This window comes from Luoshenia tenuis (assembly GCF_014384745.1).
Classification (GTDB): Bacteria; Bacillota; Clostridia; order Christensenellales.
In genome coordinates this window covers 222323-243870 of record NZ_JACRSO010000001.1, presented here as the reverse complement: position 1 = coordinate 243870, position 21548 = coordinate 222323, and the positions used below count along the sequence as shown (strand labels likewise).

Sequence of the window (21548 nt, the reverse complement as noted above, 5' to 3'; positions counted from 1 at the left end):
AAGGAGGGAGAGGCTTTGCAGCAGGCGCAAATGAAAAAGACGCTGGACGACTGGTTGCAGACCCCCGGGCTCTCCGGCCACGAAGGCGAGATGGCCGAAAAGGTGATGGCCGCCTTTAGCGCCGCAGGGGCCGAAGTATGGCAGGATGAGCTGATGAACGTATACGCTGCGGTGGGCCCCAAGCAGGGGCGGCCGCTGGTCATGGTCTCGGCACATATGGACGAGATCGGCATGATGGTGGACCGCATCGACGAAGATGGGTTCATCTTTTTTTCGCAGATCGGCGGGATCGATCCGCGCATCCTCCCAGCGCAGGAGGTGAGCGTGGAGGGCAAAAAGCCCCTGTATGGGATCATTGGCTTAAAGCCGCCGCACGTCACCACGGTGCAAGAACGCAAAAAGGTATTGCCGATTAACGAGCTGGCCATCGATGTAGGACTTGATGCCGAACAGGTGCGCGCACTGGTCTCCCCGGGAGATCGCATCCATTTTGACGCGCCGCTGCACGAGCTTTCCGGCCGCACGGTGGCCGGGCACACCCTGGACGACCGGGCCGGCGTGCTGGCGATGCTGGAGGCCTGCCTGGCGCTGCGGGAGGAAAAGCTGAGCTGCCGGATGGTATTTGTCACCAGCGTGCAAGAAGAAGTGGGCACGCGGGGGGCTAAAGTAGCGGCCTACGGCCTACAGCCGGACATCGCCATTGCCATCGACGTGACCCATGGCAAAACGCCGGATGCGCCGGCAGACCTGGTGTTCCCGCTGAAAAATATCGTGCTGACGGTAGGGCCAAACATCCATCCTAAGCTGGTCAAGGAGGCCCAGCGGATTGCAAGGCAGGAGAAGATCGACTACGAGATCGAGGTGGAGGCCCACGTGACGGGGACCGACGCCGACCCCTTACAGATCTCGCGAACCGGCATCCCCACGATGCTGATCGAGCTGCCGCTAAAGTATATGCATACTACGGTAGAAACGCTGGATCTCAAGACGGTAAAGGATTCGGCCAAGCTGCTGCACGCCATCGCTACTGCGCTTGGCAAGGATTGGGAGGCGAAGCTATGCTTTTAGAGGAACTGTGCGCCTTAAGCGGCGTAACGGGGGATGAAGGGCAGGTACGCGGTTACCTGAAGGATTATTTAAAACCCTATGCTGATGAAATGCATGTAGACGCTATGGGCAACCTGATCGCTACGCGGCAGGCGCAGGGCGGTAAGGATGCGCCAACGGTCATGCTGCTGGCCCATATGGACGAGGTGGGGCTGATCGTCACCGGCATCCGGGAGGACGGCACGCTGCGCTTCCGCCCGGTTGGGGGGATCGACCCACGGGTGCTGATCTCCAAACGCGTATTAATCGGCGAAAAAAGGGTGCCGGGGGTGATCGGCTGCATGGCCATCCACCTGATTGAATCCCGGGAGGAGATGTTTAAGGCCCACAAGGTGGATAAGCTGTACATCGACATCGGCGCGGCGGATAAGCGCAGCGCGGAAAAGCTGGTACAAAAGGGCGATTATATTATTTTTGACCCGCGCACCCGTTATTTTGGACAGGACATGTTTAAGGCCAAAGCGCTGGATGACCGGGCGGGCTGTGCGGTACTGGCCCGGGCTATGGAAAAACGCTATCCGGTCAATTTGGTGGCGGCCTTTACCGCCCAGGAGGAGATCGGCTCGCGCGGCGCGGGCACGGCGGTATTTGGCGTAATGCCGGATGCGGCGCTGATCCTGGAGGGCACCACCTGTGCGGATATGGCGGGGGTGCCGCAGCACCTGCGGGTGACTCGGCCGGGCCATGGTCCGGCGCTGGGCATTACGGACCATGCGGCCATCGTAGATAAAGGATTGCGAAATTTTATCATCCAGACGGCCAAACAGGCGGGCATCCCCTGGCAAAACCGGGAGGGCATCTTTGGCGGAACGGACGCGGGGCTGGCCCAGCGCACCGGCGCCGGGCGGCCGGTAGCCAATATCTCAATCCCCTGCCGCTACATCCATTCCCCGGTCAGCGCGGTCAACCTGCGGGACTATGAGGCGGCGGTGCAGCTGGTGCAGGCCGTACTGGAACGCATGGACGGATATTTTAAGGAGGCTTAAAGGCATGAAAGAATTATTGGCGCAGTTATGCGCGGCGTTTGGCCCCTCCGGGCGGGAGGAAGGCGTGCGTGAAGTGATCCACGCGGCAGTGGTGCCTTATTGCGATAAGGTCGAAGTGGATGCGCTGGGAAACCTGATCGCCTACAAGGCCGCTTCCGGCAAGGCCATAGGCGAGGCGCCCCGGCTGATGCTGGCCGCCCACATGGACCAGATCGGCCTGATCGCCACCCATATTGACGAAAAGGGCTATGTGCGCTTTGCGGCTATCGGCGGGGTATCGCCCCGCAACGCGTTGTACCGCACCGTGCGCTTTGAGAGCGGCGCGCAGGGCGTGGTGGGCGTAGAACAGTTGAAGCTGGACTATGCCAAGCTGGAAATTTCAAAGCTGTTTGTGGATATCGGCGCTACCGACCGGGCAGAAGCGGAAAAAATGGTGCAAGTAGGGGATATGGCGGTGTTTGAATCCCCTTTTATGGAAACGCCGACGCAGTATGTCTCCGGCGCGCTGGACGATCGGGTATGCTGTGCCATGATGATTGAAGCGCTGAAAAAAGTGCAGAACAATGCGATGGAGCTGGCCTGCGTCTTTACTGTGCAGGAGGAGGTGGGCCTGCGCGGGGCGGGGCCCGCGGCCTTTGCCTTAAAGCCTGCGGCGGCACTGGCGCTGGATGTGACTTTGAGCGGAGACACGCCCGAGGCGGCGCCCCAGTCCACCCACCTGGGCGGCGGGCCGGCTATCAAGGTCAAGGATCACTCAGTGATCTGCCACCCGCAGATCGTAGAGTGGATGGAAAAGGTGGCTAAAGAGGCAGGTATTCCGGTACAAAAAGAGGTGTTGACTGCGGGTGGAACCGATGCAGGCGCCATCCACCTGACCCAGGCGGGCATCCGCAGCGGCGCACTCTCCTTAAGCACGCGCTACGTGCACAGTCAGGCCGAGTGCGTATCCAAAAAGGATCTGGAGCAGAGCGTGGCCCTGCTCGCGGCACTGATGGAGAGCAGCATCTAATATAAATCGATTAAGGAGAAGGTTTATGAAATTACTGATCACTGGTTGCAAGGGCCAGTTGGGCCGCCAGTTGCTTAAGATTCTGCAACAGGGGCATAGCCAGCTGGGCGAACTGCCGGCGGCATACGCGGGTTGTGAAGTGGCAGGCATTGATTTAGAGGATCTGGATCTAAGCGACCTTGCAGCCGTTAAGAGAACGCTTGAGGATTGTAGGCCGGATGTGGTGATCAACTGTGCGGCTTATACCAAGGTGGATCAGTGTGAGATAGACCAGGACGCTGCCTACGCCGCCAACGCCTTGGCGCCGCGTAACTTGGCCATGGTTTGCGATGGATTGGGGGCTAAACTGGTGCAGGTCTCTACCGATTACGTGTTCCCCGGCGTTGGCAATGTGCCTTACCGCGAATATGACCGGCCCGGCCCGGTTAGCGTATACGGCAAGACCAAGTTGATGGGCGAGGAATTTGTGCAGCGGTTTTGCCCGCGCAGCTTTGTGGTACGCACCGCTTGGCTGTATGGGGATGTAGGCGGCAATTTTGTGCGCGCTATCCTGAAACGGGCGCGGGAAGAGGGAAAGATTCGGGTGGTAGACGACCAGCGGGGTAACCCCACCTATGCAGAGGATCTGGCGCACCATCTGCTACTGATCGCCCTGACGGAGGAATACGCCATTTATCATTGTACGGGCAGCGGCGAGTGCAGCTGGTATGAATTTGCCTGTGCCATCGTGGAAGAGGCGGGCGTGCCCTGTGAAAAAGAGGCGATCACAACTGCTCAGCTGGGGCGTGGGGCCAACCGGCCGGCGTATTCCTCTTTAGAACATATGATGCTGCGATTGACGGTGGGCGACCGGATGCGCCCTTGGCGGGAGGCACTGCGCGCCTTTATCGCATCGCAAGAGGTGTAGTGCGATGAAGGTAAGCGTCGTTATACCCAATTACAATGGCGAAAAATTTTTGCGGGAGTGCCTGCAATCCCTGCGGGAACAGAGCCAGCCCCATGAGGTGATCGTAGTGGACAACGCCTCAAAGGACGGCAGCTGCGCGCTGATGGCGCGGGAGTTCCCGGAAGTGCGGGTGCTGGTGCAGGAAGAAAATCTGGGCTTTGCAGGCGGGGTCAACGCCGGGATACGTGCGGCCAAAGGCGAGTATGTGGCTTTGTTAAATAACGATACCAAGGCGGACAAGCACTTTCTGCGCGCCCTGGTACGCCTGATGGATGCGCACCCCAATGCTTTTTCGGCCTCCAGCAAGATGATCCAGTACCATAATCCTACACGCATTGACGATGCGGGGGATACCCTGACGCTAATGGGCGTGCCCGCGCAGATGGGGCACGGGGCAAAAGCTACGCGCTACAAGCGGGACCGGCGCATCCTTTCGGCCTGCGGCGGCGCGTGCATCTTCCGCAAATCGATATTGGATGAGATCGGCCTTTTTGACGAGCGGTTTTTTGCCTATTGTGAGGATGTGGACATTGGCCTTCGCGCCTTGGTGCACGGATATCGCAACTGGTACTGCGCCGGTTCCATCGTCTATCATTACGGCAGCGCCACTTCAGATGCGATCTCCAAGGGCACCAGTGCATTTCGGGTGCGCTTGAGCGCGCGCAACTGCCTTTTGATGCTGCACAAAAACCTGCCGCCCTTCTGGCTCAAGCTGCATAAGCCTTTATTGGCCCTGGGGGCGCGCCGCCAGCGCAAGGGCTACCGGGCGTGGGGGCAGGAGAAAGCCTACGAAGAAGGGATCGCCGAGGCCAGGGGGCTGATGGGCAGCTTTGAACACAGCTACCAAAAGGGGCGTTATCACAATTACTGGTATATCGAAGGGCTGATGGCGGTGACCACCATTCCCTACCTGGGCATGGCGCTGCGCCGCCGGATGGGCACGCTGGTCAGCCGCCTGGCGCCGGGCGCATGGAAAAAGTGGGAAGAGAAAAAGTAGAGCCCGCTATTCGTCTCGTCCTTTTGCGGGGGAGGAATAAGAACGATGGCCTGCTGACGCCGGATTTTCCTCTGTCATTCAGAGCGTAGGCGAAGCCGGAGCGAAGAATCCCATGCATTAGCGGTCGGCAGAGCTTACCACACGCCGTTTCACCCCCGCCCTGCCGCCATTTTAATAGTGAGGACTCCAAAAACAGCCGCGCATCTGCGCGGCTGTTTTTTTATCCATGCGTTTATGGCTGCACTGCTATCGCCAGGCGTCCAGGTTTTTGCGCACAAACTGGCGGAAGGTTTGCGGCGCTTTCCCCATCACTTGCTCAAATACGGGGGTGACCTGCTTGGCGCCTCCCTTGCGCGTCATAAAATATAACATGCCCATTACAGTGGCATACTCCCGCTCCAGGGCGCGGATATCGATCCAGTAGCGCTTGGCCAGCCCCGGCCTGGGGTTGGCATAGACGATGGTTCGGTGCAATTCTTCTGAGAGGATGCGCGCCACCTGATGATAATCAATCGCTTCCGGACCGGTGATGGAATAGGCTTGGTTGCGGTGGCTTTCCGGCTCGCACAGCACTTTGGCGATCAGCTGGCCGATATCCTCAGCGTCGATAAAACTGGTTACCGCGTTTTTTACGGGAATGACGATACGGTTAAAGTGTTTGATCTCAAAGGCGTGCACGCCGCTGATGTTCTGCATGAAAAAGCTGGGACGGATATGGCAGTAGGGCAGATCCGCCTGCTGGATAAACTTTTCGATTTTGTGATGCGGGGGCATGGGGTTATGCTCCACCCCCAACAGAGATAAAAAGCTGACCAGTCTCATCGTACCCGCACTTTTCAACGCGTCGATAAAGGGCTTTAGATCCTCGGGCTTGCCCAGATGCGGGGGACGCATGATGAACACACGATCCGCCCCCTCCAGAGCCGCAGGGAATGTAGCGGGGTCGGTAAAATCAAAGGGCGCGCATTTTACGTCCTGTCCATACCGCTTTTGCAGCGCCTTTACGTCGATATCCGCAAGGGTGACGGACTGCCCGGCGGCGATGAGATACTTAGCAACGTAGCCGCCCACGTTTCCCAGGGCACCGGTCACGATAATATTAGCCATTTTGTCGATCCTCCTCTAAAATCAAATTAGCCTGGTCGATCAGCGCGATCAAGGACGAAAAGCGATCTTCTCCCATTTTCTGCTGTAGCAGCTGCATGGAACTGTAATAATCCCGGTAGGTGCTCTTGACCAAAAGCCCGCCCGCGCGGGTAGGGCGTAATACGAAGCTGCGCCGATCCTTTTCTGATGGTATTTTTTCCAGATACCCTTTTTGCGCTAAAGAGCGCACCATAGCCGTGACCATGGGCTTGGATACGTGAAAATAGTTGGCTGCCATGGCTGGGGTAACCGTTCCGTTGCCCCTGTCTGCTAAGATCAACAGCCCCATCTCGCTGTTACGGATGGGCAGATCCCGCTTTCCATTGAGCATCAGACGGGAGAAAAGCGAGATGCTCTGCTCGCCTTTTATCGCCAGAGATTCCATTTGCATATCCGCCTTTAATAGTTAATATAATGAACTATATTATAGTTAATTTGATGAACTAGGTCAAGGCTATACCTGCCTTTATCAATAAAAAAACCAGCCGCGCCTATGCACGGCTGGTTTTTTCTGTACGCTCAGGGATGGAAAATGACCTTGATCGCCTGGCGGTTTTGCATCAGGCGCACGCCCTCGTGGAAATCCTTCAGCGGCAGCTCATGGGTGATCATGGGGCGGATATCCAGATTGCCCGCTTCGATCAGGCGGATGACGTTGCGCCAGGAGGTAGGATTATAGCCCATATGCCCCACCAGCGAGATGTTTCGGTCGGTCATGGTGGTGATCTCGTGGTTCAGCGGATGCTCCCAGTCGTAACCGGTCATCACGATCTTGCCGCCGTTACGGGTGATATCTACGCAAAGGGGAAAGGTGGAGGCCGGCCCGGCGCAGTTGTTGGTGATGGCCACGCCTTCGCCCTCGGTCAGGCGCAGTACCTCGGCGCGCGCATCCTGGGTATCGGTCTCGATGATGTGGGTAGCGCCCATTTTGCGCGCTGCCTCGCGGTGCAGGGCGCTGGTAGAGGCGCGCACCAGCGCGATCACCTTAGAGGCCCCGGCGGCGCTGGCCGCGCCGATGCCGCCCAACCCCAGCGGCCCTACGCCCAGGACCGCGACGGTCTCCCCGGCGATCAACCCGCCCTGCTGGATGATGGCGTTATAGCCGTTGGCAGGCGGGTCCAAAATGGCGGCTACCTCCAGGGGCATATCATCCGGCACGCGCCACAGGCAGTTGGGGAAGGGAGAGAGCGCCTGCTCGGGAATGCGCACGTATTCGGCAAAGCCCCCGTCAATGGCGCCGCCCAGCCCCAGGCGGTTGGGGCATTGCAGGTATTCTCCCCGCATGCAGGCGTAGCAGCTGCCGCAAACGGCGCCCGTGTTATCCGATACCACCCGGTCGCCCTCCTTCCAGCGGGTGACCCGGCGGCCCACCGCGGCCACGGTACCGGCAAACTCATGCCCCATGATCAGCGGCACGATCTTACCGCTGCCGCGCCCCATATACGTGTTGATGTCCGAACCGCACAGCCCTGCGGAGTGTACGCGAAGCAGCACGTCGCCCTCGCCGATCTGTGGAATGGGTACCTCGCGCAATTCCACTTCGCCCTTGCCCAGACCATAGCGCACTACAGAGAGCATCTTTTTATCCCCCTTATCTTTTAACTAAATTTATGAACTTGGATACAATACGTTGACAAGTCTATTATAGAATAGAAAACTGGAAAGTGGAACGCCCCGAAAGGGGCCAATTTAAGAAAGCTTTAAGAAACTGCACCCTTTCGCCTTAAGAAAAGTATGGGAGAATAGGGTTGTGGCTTTGAGGGTTGTGGTAAAATGACACAAACAAAGACGTTGGGTGGGTTTGAAAAAATGCGAATTCTGGTCTGTGACGACGATAGAGAGATCGTAGAGGCGATCGCCATCTACCTGCGCGCCGAAGGCTATGAGGTCGTAAAGGCCTTTAACGGGCGCGAGGCCCTTTCGGCGCTGGAGGAGGAGCCGGTGCAGCTGATTTTAATGGACATCATGATGCCGGAGATGGACGGCATGCGGGCGACGATGGCCATCCGCGAAAAGGAGAACATCCCCATCATCATCCTGTCGGCCAAGTCGGAGGATACGGATAAGATCATGGGGCTGAACATTGGCGCGGACGACTATATCACCAAGCCCTTTAATCCTTTAGAGCTGATCGCCCGGGTCAAATCGCAGCTGCGGCGGTATACCAGGCTTGGCAGCCTGCCACCGGTAAAAAAGGATATCTTTACCACCGGGGGGCTGAGCATTGACGATGGGAAAAAGCTGGTGACCGTGGATGGAGAGCCGGTCAAGCTCACGCCGATGGAGTATGGCATCCTTAAACTGCTGTGCGAGCACCCCGGGCAGGTATTCTCTATCGAGCAGATCTATGAAAACGTGTGGAACGAACCCGCCTATAACCCCGACAACACCGTTGCCGTACATATCCGCAGGATTCGGGAAAAGATCGAGATCAACCCTAAAGAGCCAAAATACCTGAAGGTGGTGTGGGGAATTGGATACAAAATCGAACAGCTGGAAAGTTAGCCCATGGCTCAAATTCACGGCGGTGCTGGTGGCGCTGGCCTGTGTAGTGGCCATCTACTTTTGGATCCTGGCGGGAGGCGGGATCCAATCTACCTTTCAAAGCGAGGACTATCGAGATAGCGGAGCTTATTCGCAGGCTATGGGGGACATAAGCAGCCAGATTTCTTCCATCGTGGAGAATCGCATGGGGGATCGGGGCTATATTTGGTGGAACCAGCAGCGGCAAAATTTTGATGTGCGGATGGAACAGCTCCAGCAAAAGTATGGCCAGCTGATCGAGGCCGGCCAGGGGAATAGCGCCCTGGTCAGCGGGGAGCTGCAAGATACCCGGGCGGCCATCGACGCGCTGCAGAGCGAGTGGGATGAAAAGGTGGCCGTGCGCAAAGCCGATATCCGCAAGGCCTTTGTGGAAAGTGGCGATCAGATCAAATCGCTGTGCGCACAGCACTATTACTTCCGCATCAAGGATTCGGACGGGCTGATCTACAGCAATATGGATTCGCTGGATGACCAGCAGGGGCAGGAGATTTTGCGTACTGGGGGAGAGATATACTTCCTTTTGGATGGCAGCTATTATTGGAGCATTGGCGCCAGCCAGCCCGCGGGCGGCAATACATACCAGTATTCCACCTCATCCTATGGCTACAGCTCGAACCAGGGCGACCTGTGGGTGGAAATCGCCATGACTCCGGACTTTTTTCAAACAAACCGCGCGGCCTACGAGGTAGAACGCCAGGAGATGGCGGTACAGCAATACTATGTTATCCCGGCGTTTCTCTTGCTGTGCGCGGCACTTGCCTACCTGGCCTGGGCGGCAGGGCGCAAGGGCGCAGGCGAGAGCGTGGTGCTGACCAGCTTTGACAGCCCCTATCTGGACCTGGGCGCCCTGGCTACCGCGGGGGTTTGTATCTTTGGTATGCTACTCATGCGGGATTTTGGCCGCCAGTATTATATGCAGACCCCGCCGACCTTTGCGCTGATTTGGGCGCTGGTGGTGATGGGAGGCGCCAGCGCGCTGGCCCTGTGGTTTTGGGTCACGCTGTGGAAGCGGATCAAACGCCGGGAGGTCTGGCGGCATACGCTGAGCTGTAAGATCATTTGCTGGTTTAAAAAACTGGCGCAGAAATGGCGCGAGGTGTATAATGGGCAGCCCCGGCAGATTCGGGTGATCCTGGCCTTTGTGGCCGTTGGCATTTTAGAGATCATTGTGCTGTTCATGCTCAATAGCTTTTTAATGTTGCTGGCGCTGATCGTAACCGCGGTGGTGCTGTTTATCCACCTGCGTAACGAGCGCTTTGGCCAGGAGCTGTTGGATGGGGCCGAGCGGGTTCGTCAGGGGGATTTCTCCCAGCCCATCCCCGAGGAAGGCCCCAGAGAGGTCGCCGCGCTGGCGCAGAACATCAACCACATTGCCGAGGGCTTTAAGGCCGCGGTGGATGGGGAGGTGCGGGCAGAGCGCATGAAGGCCGAGCTGGTAACCAACGTCTCCCACGACCTGAAAACGCCGCTGACCAGCATCATCGCCTATGTGGACCTGCTGCAAAAAGAAGAGCTGCATAATGAAAAGGCCAGCGAATATGTGGCGGTACTGGCGCAAAAGAGCGCGCGCCTGAAAGTGCTGACAGAAGAGCTGTTTGAGGCGGCGAAGGCGGCCAGCGGCAATATCGAGGTACATCTGGAAAGGCTCGATATCAATGCGCTGCTGCGCCAGGGCGTGGGCGAGCTGCAGGATAAGATCGACCGCAGCGGACTGGACTTTAGAATCTATTACCATGAAGCGCCCGTTTGGGTGGAGGCGGACGGCAAACTGCTGTGGCGGGCGATGGAAAACCTGCTGGTCAACATCGTTAAATACGCGCTGCCGGGCTCGCGCGTGTATGTCCGCACCTATCTGGAGGATGGGAACGCCACGCTGGAGATGAAAAATATCTCAAAATATGAGTTGAACATTCCACCAGAGGAATTGATGGAGCGCTTCAAGCGGGGCGACGCCTCGCGCAATACCGAGGGCAGCGGGCTGGGGCTGGCTATCGCGCGCAGCCTGATGGAACTGCAAAAGGGCCGCCTGCTTTTGGAGATCGACGGGGACCTGTTTAAGGCTTATTTGGTTTTGCCTCAGTGCCCGGAACGGCCTGCGCCGGAGCAGCCGAAAGGAGAGGTAGAGCGATAGCCTGCGCGCGGGCGCAGGTTGGGCCCTGGGCCCCGGCGTTTCAAGCACTGCCAAAATATGATATACTAACTTGAGAAAACGACAGCGGAGAAAAGGTTATTATGGCACTGTTCAAAAGAAAAGGGATCATTAGAAGGCTGCTGGGCTGGATTTTGATCTTGGTTCTGATCCTGGGCGGGATCAATTTATATGTGATTTTTAAAGTCAAAGGGCGCATCGTGCCGCTGGAACAGGCGGCCGGCATCAAGGCCGATTGCGTACTGGTGCTGGGCGCCGGCGTGCGGGGAGATGGAGCGCCTACTCCCATGCTGAAAGACCGGCTGACCCAGGGCATCGCTCTCTATCAGGTCGGCGCCAGCGACCGGCTGCTGATGAGCGGGGACCATGGCACCCCGGAGTACGACGAGGTAAACGCCATGAAACAGTTCGCCGTCGACAGCGGCGTCCCCTCGGAAAAGGTGTTTATGGACCATGCGGGCTTTTCAACCTATGAAAGCGTGTACCGCGCGCAGGCCGTATTCCAGGCCAAGAAGGTGATCATCGTATCCCAAGGCTATCACCTGTACCGGGCGCTGTACGTAGCCGACGCCCTGGGGCTGGAGGCCTATGGCGTAACAGCGGATCTGCAGCCTTACCAGGGGCAGTGGGCCCGCCAGGGGCGGGAGGCGCTTGCCCGGGTCAAAGACTTCTTCTTCGGCCTGTTCAAACCGGCGCCCACCTATCTGGGGGAGGCCATCCCCGTCAGCGGCAATGGGGACGATACCGCGGGATAGCGTAAAGATATGTTTTAGAGGCGCTGAGAGTTCGCTCTCAGCGCATTTTTTATATCTGTGAATTGAAGTTGTATGATTTAGACGAATTGTTGAGGCCATCATTCTACCTAAAACGTATTAGCAATAGCCTACGAAGGAATAATGAAGTAAAAATAAAATAATTTTGTGTAAAAATATTGCCCTAGAAAATCGAATGAATTGGTTGTAAATTTGAATAAAAGGTACAAATTGTAAATTATGTAAGAATATATACAACATGTCGATATATTTGCAGATGGTTGAGCAATAGGGAGAGATTCGCGGTGTGTTCCTTGTTAGAGAAGGGGCCGCTACTTCGCAGTTCTGGCCCCTTTTCGACGGGCAGCGACCTGATGAGTAAGACTACAAATACCGCCTGATGAATTATACAAATAAATAGCGTTATATCAGAGAATATGTAGATGTGAAATCACACAGGGTTCTATAATTTAGAAATGGAACGCCTGTATGATTTATAATCAGCTCGTAAGAGCGAAAAGGGGGAACATACATGTCAAAACGTAACTCTGTCGTCTTTTGTCTACTGTTGGTCGTGGCGATGGCATTCTCAATGGTAGGATGTTCTTCTGGGCCGGCAGACAGTTCTGCCAGTTCGGCTCCGTCGGGTGATGCGTCCACATCGGCCGGTACGGACAATGCTGAACCGGTAACCTTGGAGTTCTGGGATATGGCTTGGGGCCAGGCAGAAAAATATCCGCCGGCAGCCGAGGCCATCATTGAGAAGTATACCTCCGAGGTAGCGCCTAATGTTTCTATCAACTACACAAACTTACCCTGGACAAGCTGGTTTGAGCAGTATTCAACTGCTGTAGCCTCCAATGGTGCGCCTGATGTAGCCATCGGCGGCGGATTCATGCCATTCCAATTCGCGGTAAACGACGAAGCGGCCGATATCAGCTGGATCGTTGACGAGTGGAAAAAGGAAGGCACGGATGACGACTTCCTTGAGGGCATGCTGGATTATTATGTATACCATGATAAGGTAGTAGGCATCCCCTTTAACTACGACCCGCGTGCGACCTATTATCGTGCGGACATGCTGGAAGAAAAAGGCTTGCAGTGCCCCACTACTTATGATGAGTTCATTAGTGTGACAAAGCAGATGACGGATCGTGACAAGGGGATCTACGGGTTTGCGTTCGGAGTCGTTTCGGACTCTGCCGGACCGTTCAGCAACTATGCTACTGGCAACGGCGGTATGTTGTACAATGAAGATGGTTCCGCAAACATCAATAACGAACGTAACCTGCAGGTTATGAAATTTTTCCGCACTTTGCTGGATGAAGGCGTATTGCCCGAGGGTATTGAAGGGTATAGCGGACCGGATGCGGTGAAGCTGTTTAATGCCAACCAGGCGGTATTCTGCTACAAGGGCGTAGGTGACTATAAGAACGCCGTGACCACGGACGGATTCACGACGGATCAGGTCAAGATTATGCCTCCGTTGAAATCGCCCTCCGGCGTGCAGAAAGCTCAGCTTTGTGTGAATGGCTACATGGTCTTTGAACAGTCTGATCAGAAGCAGGAAGCGATGAAATTCCTGAAATGGTTCTCTGAGAACAGCCAGGATCTGTGGGATTCTGATAAAGGCGCCCAGGACGGTTTCCCGGCACGCCTGAGCTTTATGAATGAGCTGGATGAGTTCCAAAAGGATTATCGCCAGGAAGGGATCACCAAGATCCTCAACAATGGCATCACGCTGTGCTATCCTCTGCTGAGCGGTACGCCCAGTGCGTCCATGGCCGAAGGGCAGAAGTATGATATGATTCTCATGCAGGCTGCGCTGACGATGGATGAAGCGGGTATGAAAAAGACGCTGGAGGATTTGAATACCGAATTCCAGCAGATTATCGACGAGCAAGACTAAACAGCACAGAACAGTTAAAAGCAAAGGGAGGAAGCGGTTAACCGCTTCCTCCCTTTTACTATTTTGCAAGTAGGGGAGATGGTCTACTCTGTGTAGGCCATGTTCGCCGAACGGTTATTTAATACCGCGCTTCCTTAAGCGATGCCCATGCGCTACCAACAGCGCCCGGAAGTCCGGCAGGGCGGCGCGGCCTTCGTCAGTAACGGGTTTTAACCAGCGCCCGGAATTGACCCGCCACAGCACCACGCCGAACCGCACCACGTCGTCCAGATACATCAGGCAGTACATCGCCAAAAAGGGGAGGTGCAGCGCCGCGCCCAGCCCCAACGCGGGCAGGGTAAAGCAGTATAGGCAGACGATCTCCAAGATCGTTCCAAAGGATGAATCGCCGCCGGCGCGGAAACAATCGTTAGAGATCCAGTTGCATGAGCGCAGCGTGGCGAATACCGTATAGATCGCCAGGATGTTCATCCCGTAGTAGAGCGCCTCGCCGCTTAAGCTGAAAAGGCCCAGCAGACCGGCGCGGAAGGGCTGGATGAGCAGGCAGACCAGCAGCGTCACTGCTGGGCAGAGCAGCACGAACCGTTTGGCATCAGTATATCCCTGCAGATGGTTGCCCGAGCCCACCTGTTTGCCGACCATGACGGCCGCAGCACTGGTAAATCCTCTGAAAAAGGCAAAGACCAGCCCTTCCACCACCCGGAACACTGCCAACGCGGCCAAAGCAGCAGCGGGCTGGCGGCCGATAATGGCGTTTAAGATCATATTCCCCACGCCCATGGCCGCCTCATTCCCCACAATAAACGAGCTTTTGGCGAAAAACTGCTTTAAAAATGCCTTGTTCCAGCGGAAATGCTCGCTGAAACGGAACAGATAAGGGTTGCGATCCCACAGGCAGGCCACCACGATAAAACCCAGGTTGACCACACCGGAGATCAGCGTGGCGATGGCGGCGCCCGCAATACCCAGGGCAGGGAAGCCGAGTTGCCCATAGATCAGCACCCAGTTGAGCGCGGTATTGGTCAAAAGTGCGGCGATAGAAGCGTAAAGGGGGATGCGTACCCGCTCGGTAGCGCGCAGCAGGGCGCTCATCCCATAGGCCAGCACCTGAAGGGGATAGTTGAAGCCGACGATGCTCAGGTACAGGGCGCCGGCCTGCTGTATGGGCGCTTTATCCGTATAGACCTGCATGATGGCCTGGGGCGCCAGCACCGCCAGCGCGCCAAAGAGCAGACCGAAAAACATCATACAGCTGATCATCAGGCCATAAGTCCGGCAGATACCCTGTTTGTTGTTGGCGCCCCAATATTGGGCCACAAAGATCACGCCGCCGTGGCAGAACCCAAAATAAGCGCTGAACAACAGGGACATGAACTGTGCGCACAGCCCCACGGCGGCCACCGCAGTCTCCCCCTGGGTGCTGATCATCAGCGTGTCTACGATGCCGGCCGAAGAGATCAGCAGATTTTGCAGTGCCACCGGCAGGCCGATGCGCAGCACGCCATCGTAAAAAGTCCGGTTCCCGAGCAAAGGGGTCTTCATCCCACATACCCTCCTAGTGCTTTAGCGCCGGAGCGCTATCAAAACGTTTTGAGACCAGTAACACTACCATAGCAAGAATGGCGGGCAAAGTCTAGCATTTATGTCTGCTTATTTATGCTTTATGACGATTTTTAAGCAAGAAAAAGGGGCGCGGCGACCAGCCGCGCCCCTCTGTGAAAGCTGTCACTCTCCCGCCGCCACCCGTACCATGGCCTGATGGTCTGAATCCTTCATATTGCGGATATGGGTCTTACTGTTTAAAAAGTGAATGCACACCTGCCCGGTCATCCCATTATCGGGCACGGTTTCATACCCATGGGGCATGCCGTTGGTAGAGCCGGCCACCCAGGTATCTCCGATTTTGACCAATACTGGCCGCCGGTTCCAGGCCCAAACGCCGCCGTAGCTGGCCTTCAAACGCTGGCAATCCTCCTGGGTAGCGGGCTCCACATCGGCATGGTTGCTGCCGCCCACCCGCACCATGGTGTAGGTAATGCCAGTCCACACGTCTTTAACCAGGGCGCTGCCTCCTCGGGGGAAGGCCCTCTCTACCTGGGTAAACCAATCCCACTTTTCGCCGGTCTGCACCGCGGCGGCAGCAGCCTCGGCAGCCTGCGCGGGCGTCAACTTCGGCGCTTTGGGGGCGACGGAACAAGGCGGTCTGCGTTTAGCGGCATTGCTGTAGAGAAAGGCCGCGGTCTCGGGGCCCACGGAGCCATCCACCGTCAGGCCGTTGGCGTCTTGAAAGGCGCATACCGCATCCACTGTAAGCAGGCCGTAATAGCCCGTGATTTTGTAATTATAATAGCCCAGATCCCGCAGGCGCATTTGCAGGTTCAAAACGCCGTCCCCCTGGCTGCCGTTATTAAAGATCTCCTGCTGCGTTTCCGGCGCGGCCACGGCACCGCACGGAAAGACATTTATCACACCCAGGCATAAAAGCAGCGCCAGGCTGATCCACCATTTTACAGCATTTTTGCGCACGCCGTTGCCCCCCTTGCTTTTTTTTCTAAAGTCATTTTATCACGCTTTTTTTAACTTATGCAATCCCCTGTGAAAGTATGGACAGCGACGCGATAAAAGGGATACAATATATACATGTATGGCTATAGACCATAGGGGATAGAGGAGGCGCAAAAATGCAGTGTGGCTGCCCCCATTGTGGGGATTTGATGGCTCAGGTACCCAAGGGCATGAACAGCTATTGCATCTGCCCGCAGTGCGGGCATACCTGCAACGCCTGCATGGGCACGGGCCAGAGCGTGCGTGCACCCAAGGTAGGCAAACTACAGCTCTCCCGCGAATTGCGGGAGTACCTTGAACATGAATTTGACGACGAGGCTTGACTTTCAGGAAAGAGGGGGAATAAAAAATGGCACTACTTACGCGCGCGTACTTAAAAGAGCATACCCCGCAGGGCATCGCGGTAGGGTCGCTGAAACAATACCCGGAGAAGGTGCTGCAGATCGGCGAGGGCAACTTTATGCGCGGTTTTGTGGATTGGATGATCGACGGGCTGAACCGGCAGGGCCTTTTTAACGGCAGCATTCTGGTGGTGCATCCTACGCCCCGGGGCCACGCAGCGCAGCTGGACGCCCAGGATGGATTGTATTCACTGATCCTGCGCTCGCGCATCGATGGCCAGGTGCGGGACGACCGCCAGATCGTGACCGCTATCGACCGGGCGCTGGACCCATATCAGCAGTATGAAGCGTTTTTGGCCAGCGCGCGCCAGAAAGAGATGCGCTTTATCTTTTCCAACACCACGGAGGCCGGCATTGCCTACGTGGCGCAGGCCAGGCCGGATGCCTGCCCGGAGAGCTTCCCGGCCAAGCTGGCTATCTGGCTGTATGAGCGCTACCGGGCTTTTGGCGGCGCACAGGATAAGGGAATGGTGGTCATCCCTTGCGAACTGATCGAGCAAAACGGGCAGAAGCTGCGGCAGATCATCCTGCGCCATGCCAAGGATTGGGGGCTGGAATCTGGGTTTGAAAGCTGGATCACATCTGCCTGCACGTTTTTGGATACTTTGGTAGACCGCATCGTCACCGGTTACCCGGCCGCCGAGGCAGAGAGCCTGCAGGCCGCCTGGGGCTATGAGGACCGCATGATCGATACCGGCGAGATCTTCCACTTTTTCGCCATCCAGGGGGACGCAAGCTGGGACGAGGAGCTGCCGCTGGTCAAAGGCGGTTATAACGTGGTGTGGGCCCGGGATATCGCGCCCTATCGGGACAGGAAGGTGCGCCTGTTAAACGGCGCGCATACCATGAGCGTGCTGGCCGCCTACCTGGGCGGGCTGGATATCGTGGGCGAGATGGTGGCCGACGGGGACTTTGGCGCTTTCCTGCGCAGCGGCCTTTATCAGGAGATCATCCCGGGGGTCGCGCTGCCGCTGGAGGAAAAACAGGCCTTTGCGGACGCGGTGCTGGAGCGCTTCTCCAACCCCTTTATGAAGCATAAGCTGCTGGATATTTCCTTAAACTCGGTATCCAAGTTTAAGGTGCGCAATCTCCCCTCTATCAAGGCGGCGCTGGAGCGGGGGGAGACGCCCCGCCGGCTCTTGCTGGCGCTGGCCGCGCTTTTTGCCTTCTACCGGCCGGCCAGGCAGGCGGATGGCGCGTTCTTTGGCCGCCGCGCAGGAGGGGATGAGTATCCCATCAGGGACGATCAGGAGATATTGCAGGCTTTTGCCGAAGCCTGGGCGGCGTATGACGCCAATGCTGACGCGGCCGCACTGGTCCGCGCGCTGTGCGCCCGTGCGGATTTCTGGGGCGAGGATCTGACGCGTCTGCCCGGTTTGACGGCGGGCGTGACCGAGCAGCTGCAGACCATACTCGATAAGGGTACGCGCGCGGCCTGCGCGGCGCTGAAATAGGAGGGGCTCATGCAAGATTTTATCCGCATCCACCCGCAGGATAACGTGGCGGTGGCCCTGCAAGCACAGCAGGCAGGGCAGAGTTTTATGGGGGTGACGGCGCTGCAGGGCATCCCTGCCGGGCATAAGATGGCGCTTAAACCCATCGCCGCGGGGGAAAAGATCATCAAATACGCCAGCCCCATCGGCGTAGCCACGGCAGATATTCCCGCCGGCGCGTGGGTGCATACCCATAACGTGAAAACACTGTTGGACGGGACGCTGGAATACAGCTATCAGCCGCAGCCTTCAGCCTTTCACCATCAGGATACCGGACGCACCTTTATGGGATATCGGCGGGCGGATGGGCGTGTAGGCATCCGCAACGAGATCTGGATCATCACGACGGTGGGCTGCGTCAACACCTCGGCCGCGCGCCTGGCAGAAAAGGCGCGCCAGCGCATAGCCGGCACCAGCATCGAGGGCGTCTATACCTTCCCGCATCCCTATGGCTGCTCTCAGATGGGGGAAGACCTGAAGCTTACCCAAAAGCTGCTGGCGGCATTGTGCCGCCATCCCAACTGCGCGGGCGTATTGGTGATGAGCCTGGGGTGTGAGAATAACCACCTGGGCGTGTTTAAAGAGGTGCTGGGGCCGGTGGATGAGAGCCGGGTCAAGTTCCTCATCGCCCAAGAGGTTGAGGACGAAGTGGAAGCGGGCCTGGAGCTGATCGATGAGATGATCGCATCCGCCCGGGAGGACCGGCGCGAGCCCATCCCGGTCAGCGAGCTGTGCGTAGGCCTTAAGTGCGGCGGTTCCGATGGGTTTTCGGGCATTACCGGCAACCCCTTATTAGGAGATTTTTCGGACCGGCTGTGCGCCGCGGGCGGCACTACGGTGATGACCGAGGTGCCCGAGATGTTCGGCGCGGAGACCCTGCTGATGAACCGGGCCAAGGATGAGGCGACCTTCCATAAGGTCGTGGATCTGATCAACGGCTTTAAAGAATACTTTATCCGCCACGGCCAAGTGGTGTACGAGAATCCCTCGCCAGGCAATAAGGAGGGAGGGATCACCACCCTGGAGGATAAATCGCTGGGCTGCACGCAAAAGGGCGGATCTTCCCCTGTGGTAGACGTGCTGGGCTTGGGCGAGCACGCCCGGGAGCACGGCCTCAATCTGCTGGACGGCCCGGGGAACGACCTGGTAGCCGTCACCATGCTGACCTGCGCCCACGCGCACCTGATCCTGTTTACCACCGGCCGGGGTACCCCCTTTGGCGCGCCGGCGCCCACGGTCAAAGTGGCCACTAATTCGGCCATGGCCGCCCGAAAGAAGGGGTGGATCGACTTTGACGCCGGACTTCTGCTGGATGGGCATAGCATGGATGAAGTGGGCGCGGCCTTTTTTGACTATATTATCGCCCTGGCCAGCGGGGAGACAGAAACCCGCGCCGAGCGCAACGGTTACCGGGAGATCGCCCTGTTTAAAGGCGGGGTCACGGTATAAAGCGCTTTTTGAATCGAATATAAAGAGAGATAAAGCAAGAAGGAGTGGAGAACCATGGCTGTATTACAAAGTAAAGAGGCGATTTGCAAACGGGTGGATGAGGCTGTGAAAAATGTTTGGGTGACCGATGTACATACCCACCTTTACCCGCCGTCCTTTGGGGACATCCTGCTGTGGAACGTGGATGAACTGCTGACTTATCATTATTTGGTGGCGGAGACCTTCCGCTATATCGACATGGATTATGACGCTTTTTGGGCGCTGAGCAAGCGCGAGCAGGCGGACCTGATCTTTAAGACGCTATTTATCGACCATTCTCCCATCAGCGAGAGCTGCCGCGGGGTGCTCACAGTGCTGCAAAAGCTGGGGCTGGACCCGGCAAGCCGCGACCTTGCCGCCTGGCGGGAGTATTTTGATCAGCTGACCGTTGAAGACTATACGGATAAGGTGTTTGAACTGGGCCGCATCAAACGGGTGGTAATGACCAATGATCCCTTTGACGACCTGGAGCGCCCCCACTGGGAAAAGCCGCAGACGGACGCGCGCTTTTTAGCCGCGCTGCGCATCGATCAACTGCTGCTGCACTACCCTGAAAACTGGGAGAAGATCAAGGGCTGGGGCTATGATGTGGATGCGGAACTCTCTATTAAGGCCGTGATCGAGGTGCAGCGCTTCCTTCGGGATTGGGCGGTGCGCATGCAGGCCCAGTACATGGCTGCCAGCCTGCCGCCGGCCTTTAAGGTGCCGGATAACACCCTTTGCGCCCGGCTGGTGGAGCAGGCGGTGCTGCCGGTCTGCCGGGAGATGAACATCCCCTTTGCGATGATGATCGGCGTGAAGAAACTGAGCAACCCCGACTTGCAGTTGGCCGGCGATTCTGAGGGCAAGGGCGATATCGATACGGTGGAGTATCTGTGCCGGACCTATCCCCACAACAAATTCCTTTGCACCATGCTGGCAAGGGAGAACCAGCACGAGCTGGCCGTTGCCGCCCGTAAATTCCGCAACCTTCTGGTCTTTGGCTGTTGGTGGTTCCTAAACAACCCCAGCCTTATCGAGGAGATGACCCGTATGCGCATTGAGCTGCTGGGCCTGAGCGTCGTGCCCCAGCACAGCGATGCGCGGGTGCTGGATCAGCTGATCTACAAATGGACCCACTCGCGCCGGATCATCGCCAAGGTGCTGCGGGATAAGTATTGCGACCTGTACGACACCGGCTGGCGCGTGACGGATGAGGAGATCGACCGGGATGTGGATAAGCTCTTCGGCGGCGCGTTTGACGATTTCCTGGCCTTGCAGCTATAATAGAGCGGCATGCGTTAATAAAGAAAGGGGCATTGTAAAATGGCAAAAAATCCTATTGTGACCTTTGAGATGGAGGATGGCGGCCGTATCGAGGCGGAGTTGTACCCCGAGGTCGCGCCCAACACGGTCAATAACTTTATTTCATTGGTGAAAAAGGGCTTTTACGACGGATTGATCTTCCACCGCGTGATCCCCGGTTTCATGATCCAGGGCGGCTGCCCGGATGGCACCGGCATGGGCGGACCGGGCTACAGCATCAAGGGCGAGTTCAAACTGGGCGGCGTGGAGAACGATTTGAAGCACACCCGCGGCGTGCTCTCCATGGCCCGCGCCATGATGCCGGACTCTGCCGGCTCCCAGTTCTTCATCATGGTGGCAGATGCGCCCCATCTGGATGGGCAATACGCGGCCTTTGGCAAGGTGACCAAGGGCATAGAGCAGGCCGATAAGATCGTCAACCAGCCCCGGGATATGCGCGACCGGCCCCATGAGGACCAGCGCATCCGTAAAGCTACGGTAGAGCTTTTTGGCGAAAGCTATCCGGAGCCGGAAAAGGTCGGAGAATAGGCTGATTACAATATCAGTAAAAAGGCGCTGCCGCAATTGCGGCAGCGCCTTTTATACAACTAAAGGTCGTACAAACTAAAATCCAATAGAAGTAAAAAAGAGGTAAAAACCTCTTCTTTACCGATACTAACATTTTTTCAATCCTCAGGCCAAAACGACCGACGTTAAAATTATAGCACAGTAGAATAAGTTTTGCACCCAGCGTATGGTTTAGATCCATTCT

At 57.0% G+C, this 21548-nt stretch carries 19 protein-coding genes; 14 read left to right on the top strand and 5 right to left on the bottom strand.

Going from position 1 to position 21548, the window contains the following annotated elements; genetic code table 11:
• The first annotated feature begins 15 nt into the window (after nucleotides 1-15).
• The 5 genes from H8699_RS01175 to H8699_RS01155 are packed head-to-tail and all read left to right on the top strand — an operon-like array spanning nucleotide 16 to nucleotide 5045.
• The gene (locus tag H8699_RS01175) at nucleotides 16-1068 is read left to right on the top strand and encodes a M20/M25/M40 family metallo-hydrolase (RefSeq protein WP_249284108.1); all 1053 of its coding nucleotides are present in this window, start codon (nucleotides 16-18) and stop codon (nucleotides 1066-1068) included.
• Nucleotides 1059-2093: a M42 family metallopeptidase gene (locus H8699_RS01170; RefSeq protein ID WP_249284107.1), complete on the top strand. Its 1035-nt coding sequence runs from the start codon at nucleotides 1059-1061 to the stop codon at nucleotides 2091-2093. The genes H8699_RS01175 and H8699_RS01170 overlap by 10 nt, the downstream gene beginning before the upstream one ends.
• A 4-nt stretch (nucleotides 2094-2097) precedes the next feature.
• On the top strand, nucleotides 2098-3102 hold the full coding sequence (locus tag H8699_RS01165) for a M42 family metallopeptidase (protein WP_249284106.1): 1005 nt from the start codon (nucleotides 2098-2100) through the stop codon (nucleotides 3100-3102).
• A 25-nt stretch (nucleotides 3103-3127) separates the two neighbouring features.
• Nucleotides 3128-4009, top strand: coding sequence for a dTDP-4-dehydrorhamnose reductase (rfbD, locus tag H8699_RS01160; protein ID WP_249284105.1), 882 nt, complete (start codon nucleotides 3128-3130; stop codon nucleotides 4007-4009).
• A 4-nt stretch (nucleotides 4010-4013) separates the two neighbouring features.
• Entirely contained in the window at nucleotides 4014-5045 is a 1032-nt protein-coding gene (locus H8699_RS01155) for a glycosyltransferase family 2 protein (protein ID WP_249284104.1), read from the top strand.
• 246 nt (nucleotides 5046-5291) lie between these two features.
• Here the strand turns inward: H8699_RS01155 and H8699_RS01150 are convergent, their stop codons facing one another.
• The 3 genes from H8699_RS01150 to H8699_RS01140 all read right to left on the bottom strand — a co-directional run bounded on the left by H8699_RS01150 (nucleotide 5292) and on the right by H8699_RS01140 (nucleotide 7769).
• On the bottom strand, nucleotides 5292-6152 hold the full coding sequence (locus H8699_RS01150; protein WP_249284103.1) for an NmrA family NAD(P)-binding protein: 861 nt from the start codon (nucleotides 6150-6152) through the stop codon (nucleotides 5292-5294).
• On the bottom strand, nucleotides 6145-6576 hold the full coding sequence (locus H8699_RS01145) for a MarR family transcriptional regulator (RefSeq protein ID WP_249284102.1): 432 nt from the start codon (nucleotides 6574-6576) through the stop codon (nucleotides 6145-6147). The genes H8699_RS01150 and H8699_RS01145 overlap by 8 nt, the downstream gene beginning before the upstream one ends.
• Nucleotides 6577-6710: 134 nt before the next feature.
• On the bottom strand, nucleotides 6711-7769 hold the full coding sequence (locus H8699_RS01140; RefSeq protein WP_249284101.1) for a zinc-dependent alcohol dehydrogenase: 1059 nt from the start codon (nucleotides 7767-7769) through the stop codon (nucleotides 6711-6713).
• Between the two features lie 231 nt (nucleotides 7770-8000).
• Between H8699_RS01140 and H8699_RS01135 the strand changes: the two genes are divergently transcribed.
• The 4 genes from H8699_RS01135 (at nucleotide 8001) to H8699_RS01120 (ending at nucleotide 13545) form a co-directional block, all read left to right on the top strand.
• The gene (locus H8699_RS01135) at nucleotides 8001-8696 is read left to right on the top strand and encodes a response regulator transcription factor (RefSeq protein ID WP_138295631.1); all 696 of its coding nucleotides are present in this window, start codon (nucleotides 8001-8003) and stop codon (nucleotides 8694-8696) included.
• On the top strand, nucleotides 8665-10866 hold the full coding sequence (locus H8699_RS01130; RefSeq protein ID WP_249284100.1) for a HAMP domain-containing sensor histidine kinase: 2202 nt from the start codon (nucleotides 8665-8667) through the stop codon (nucleotides 10864-10866). Before H8699_RS01135 ends, H8699_RS01130 begins: the two co-directional genes overlap by 32 nt.
• Before the next feature lie 101 nt (nucleotides 10867-10967).
• Entirely contained in the window at nucleotides 10968-11639 is a 672-nt protein-coding gene (locus H8699_RS01125; RefSeq protein ID WP_249284099.1) for a SanA/YdcF family protein, read from the top strand.
• A 529-nt stretch (nucleotides 11640-12168) separates the two neighbouring features.
• Nucleotides 12169-13545 (top strand): ABC transporter substrate-binding protein, encoded by a 1377-nt coding sequence (locus H8699_RS01120; protein WP_330605079.1) that lies wholly within the window; start codon nucleotides 12169-12171, stop codon nucleotides 13543-13545.
• A gap of 114 nt (nucleotides 13546-13659) precedes the next feature.
• Here H8699_RS01120 and H8699_RS01115 read toward each other — a convergent pair whose 3' ends face one another.
• Both H8699_RS01115 and H8699_RS01110 read right to left on the bottom strand, forming a co-directional pair.
• Entirely contained in the window at nucleotides 13660-15087 is a 1428-nt protein-coding gene (locus H8699_RS01115; protein ID WP_249284098.1) for an MATE family efflux transporter, read from the bottom strand.
• A gap of 183 nt (nucleotides 15088-15270) precedes the next feature.
• Nucleotides 15271-16071, bottom strand: a complete 801-nt coding sequence (locus tag H8699_RS01110) for a peptidoglycan-binding domain-containing protein (RefSeq protein WP_249284097.1) — start codon at nucleotides 16069-16071, stop codon at nucleotides 15271-15273.
• A 155-nt stretch (nucleotides 16072-16226) separates the two neighbouring features.
• Between H8699_RS01110 and H8699_RS01105 the strand changes: the two genes are divergently transcribed.
• Genes H8699_RS01105 through H8699_RS01085 form a run of 5 tightly spaced genes read left to right on the top strand, consistent with a single transcriptional unit; the run spans nucleotide 16227 to nucleotide 21325 of the window.
• Nucleotides 16227-16433: a hypothetical protein gene (locus tag H8699_RS01105; protein WP_147518245.1), complete on the top strand. Its 207-nt coding sequence runs from the start codon at nucleotides 16227-16229 to the stop codon at nucleotides 16431-16433.
• Between the two features lie 26 nt (nucleotides 16434-16459).
• Nucleotides 16460-17965 carry a tagaturonate reductase gene (locus tag H8699_RS01100; RefSeq protein WP_249284096.1) on the top strand — a complete coding sequence of 502 codons (1506 nt, stop codon included), beginning with the start codon at nucleotides 16460-16462 and terminating at the stop codon, nucleotides 17963-17965.
• A gap of 9 nt (nucleotides 17966-17974) precedes the next feature.
• The gene (locus tag H8699_RS01095; protein ID WP_249284095.1) at nucleotides 17975-19453 is read left to right on the top strand and encodes a UxaA family hydrolase; all 1479 of its coding nucleotides are present in this window, start codon (nucleotides 17975-17977) and stop codon (nucleotides 19451-19453) included.
• A gap of 54 nt (nucleotides 19454-19507) precedes the next feature.
• Nucleotides 19508-20758 (top strand): glucuronate isomerase, encoded by a 1251-nt coding sequence (locus H8699_RS01090; RefSeq protein ID WP_249284094.1) that lies wholly within the window; start codon nucleotides 19508-19510, stop codon nucleotides 20756-20758.
• A gap of 39 nt (nucleotides 20759-20797) precedes the next feature.
• On the top strand, nucleotides 20798-21325 hold the full coding sequence (locus H8699_RS01085; RefSeq protein WP_249284093.1) for a peptidylprolyl isomerase: 528 nt from the start codon (nucleotides 20798-20800) through the stop codon (nucleotides 21323-21325).
• Nucleotides 21326-21548 lie beyond the last annotated feature (223 nt).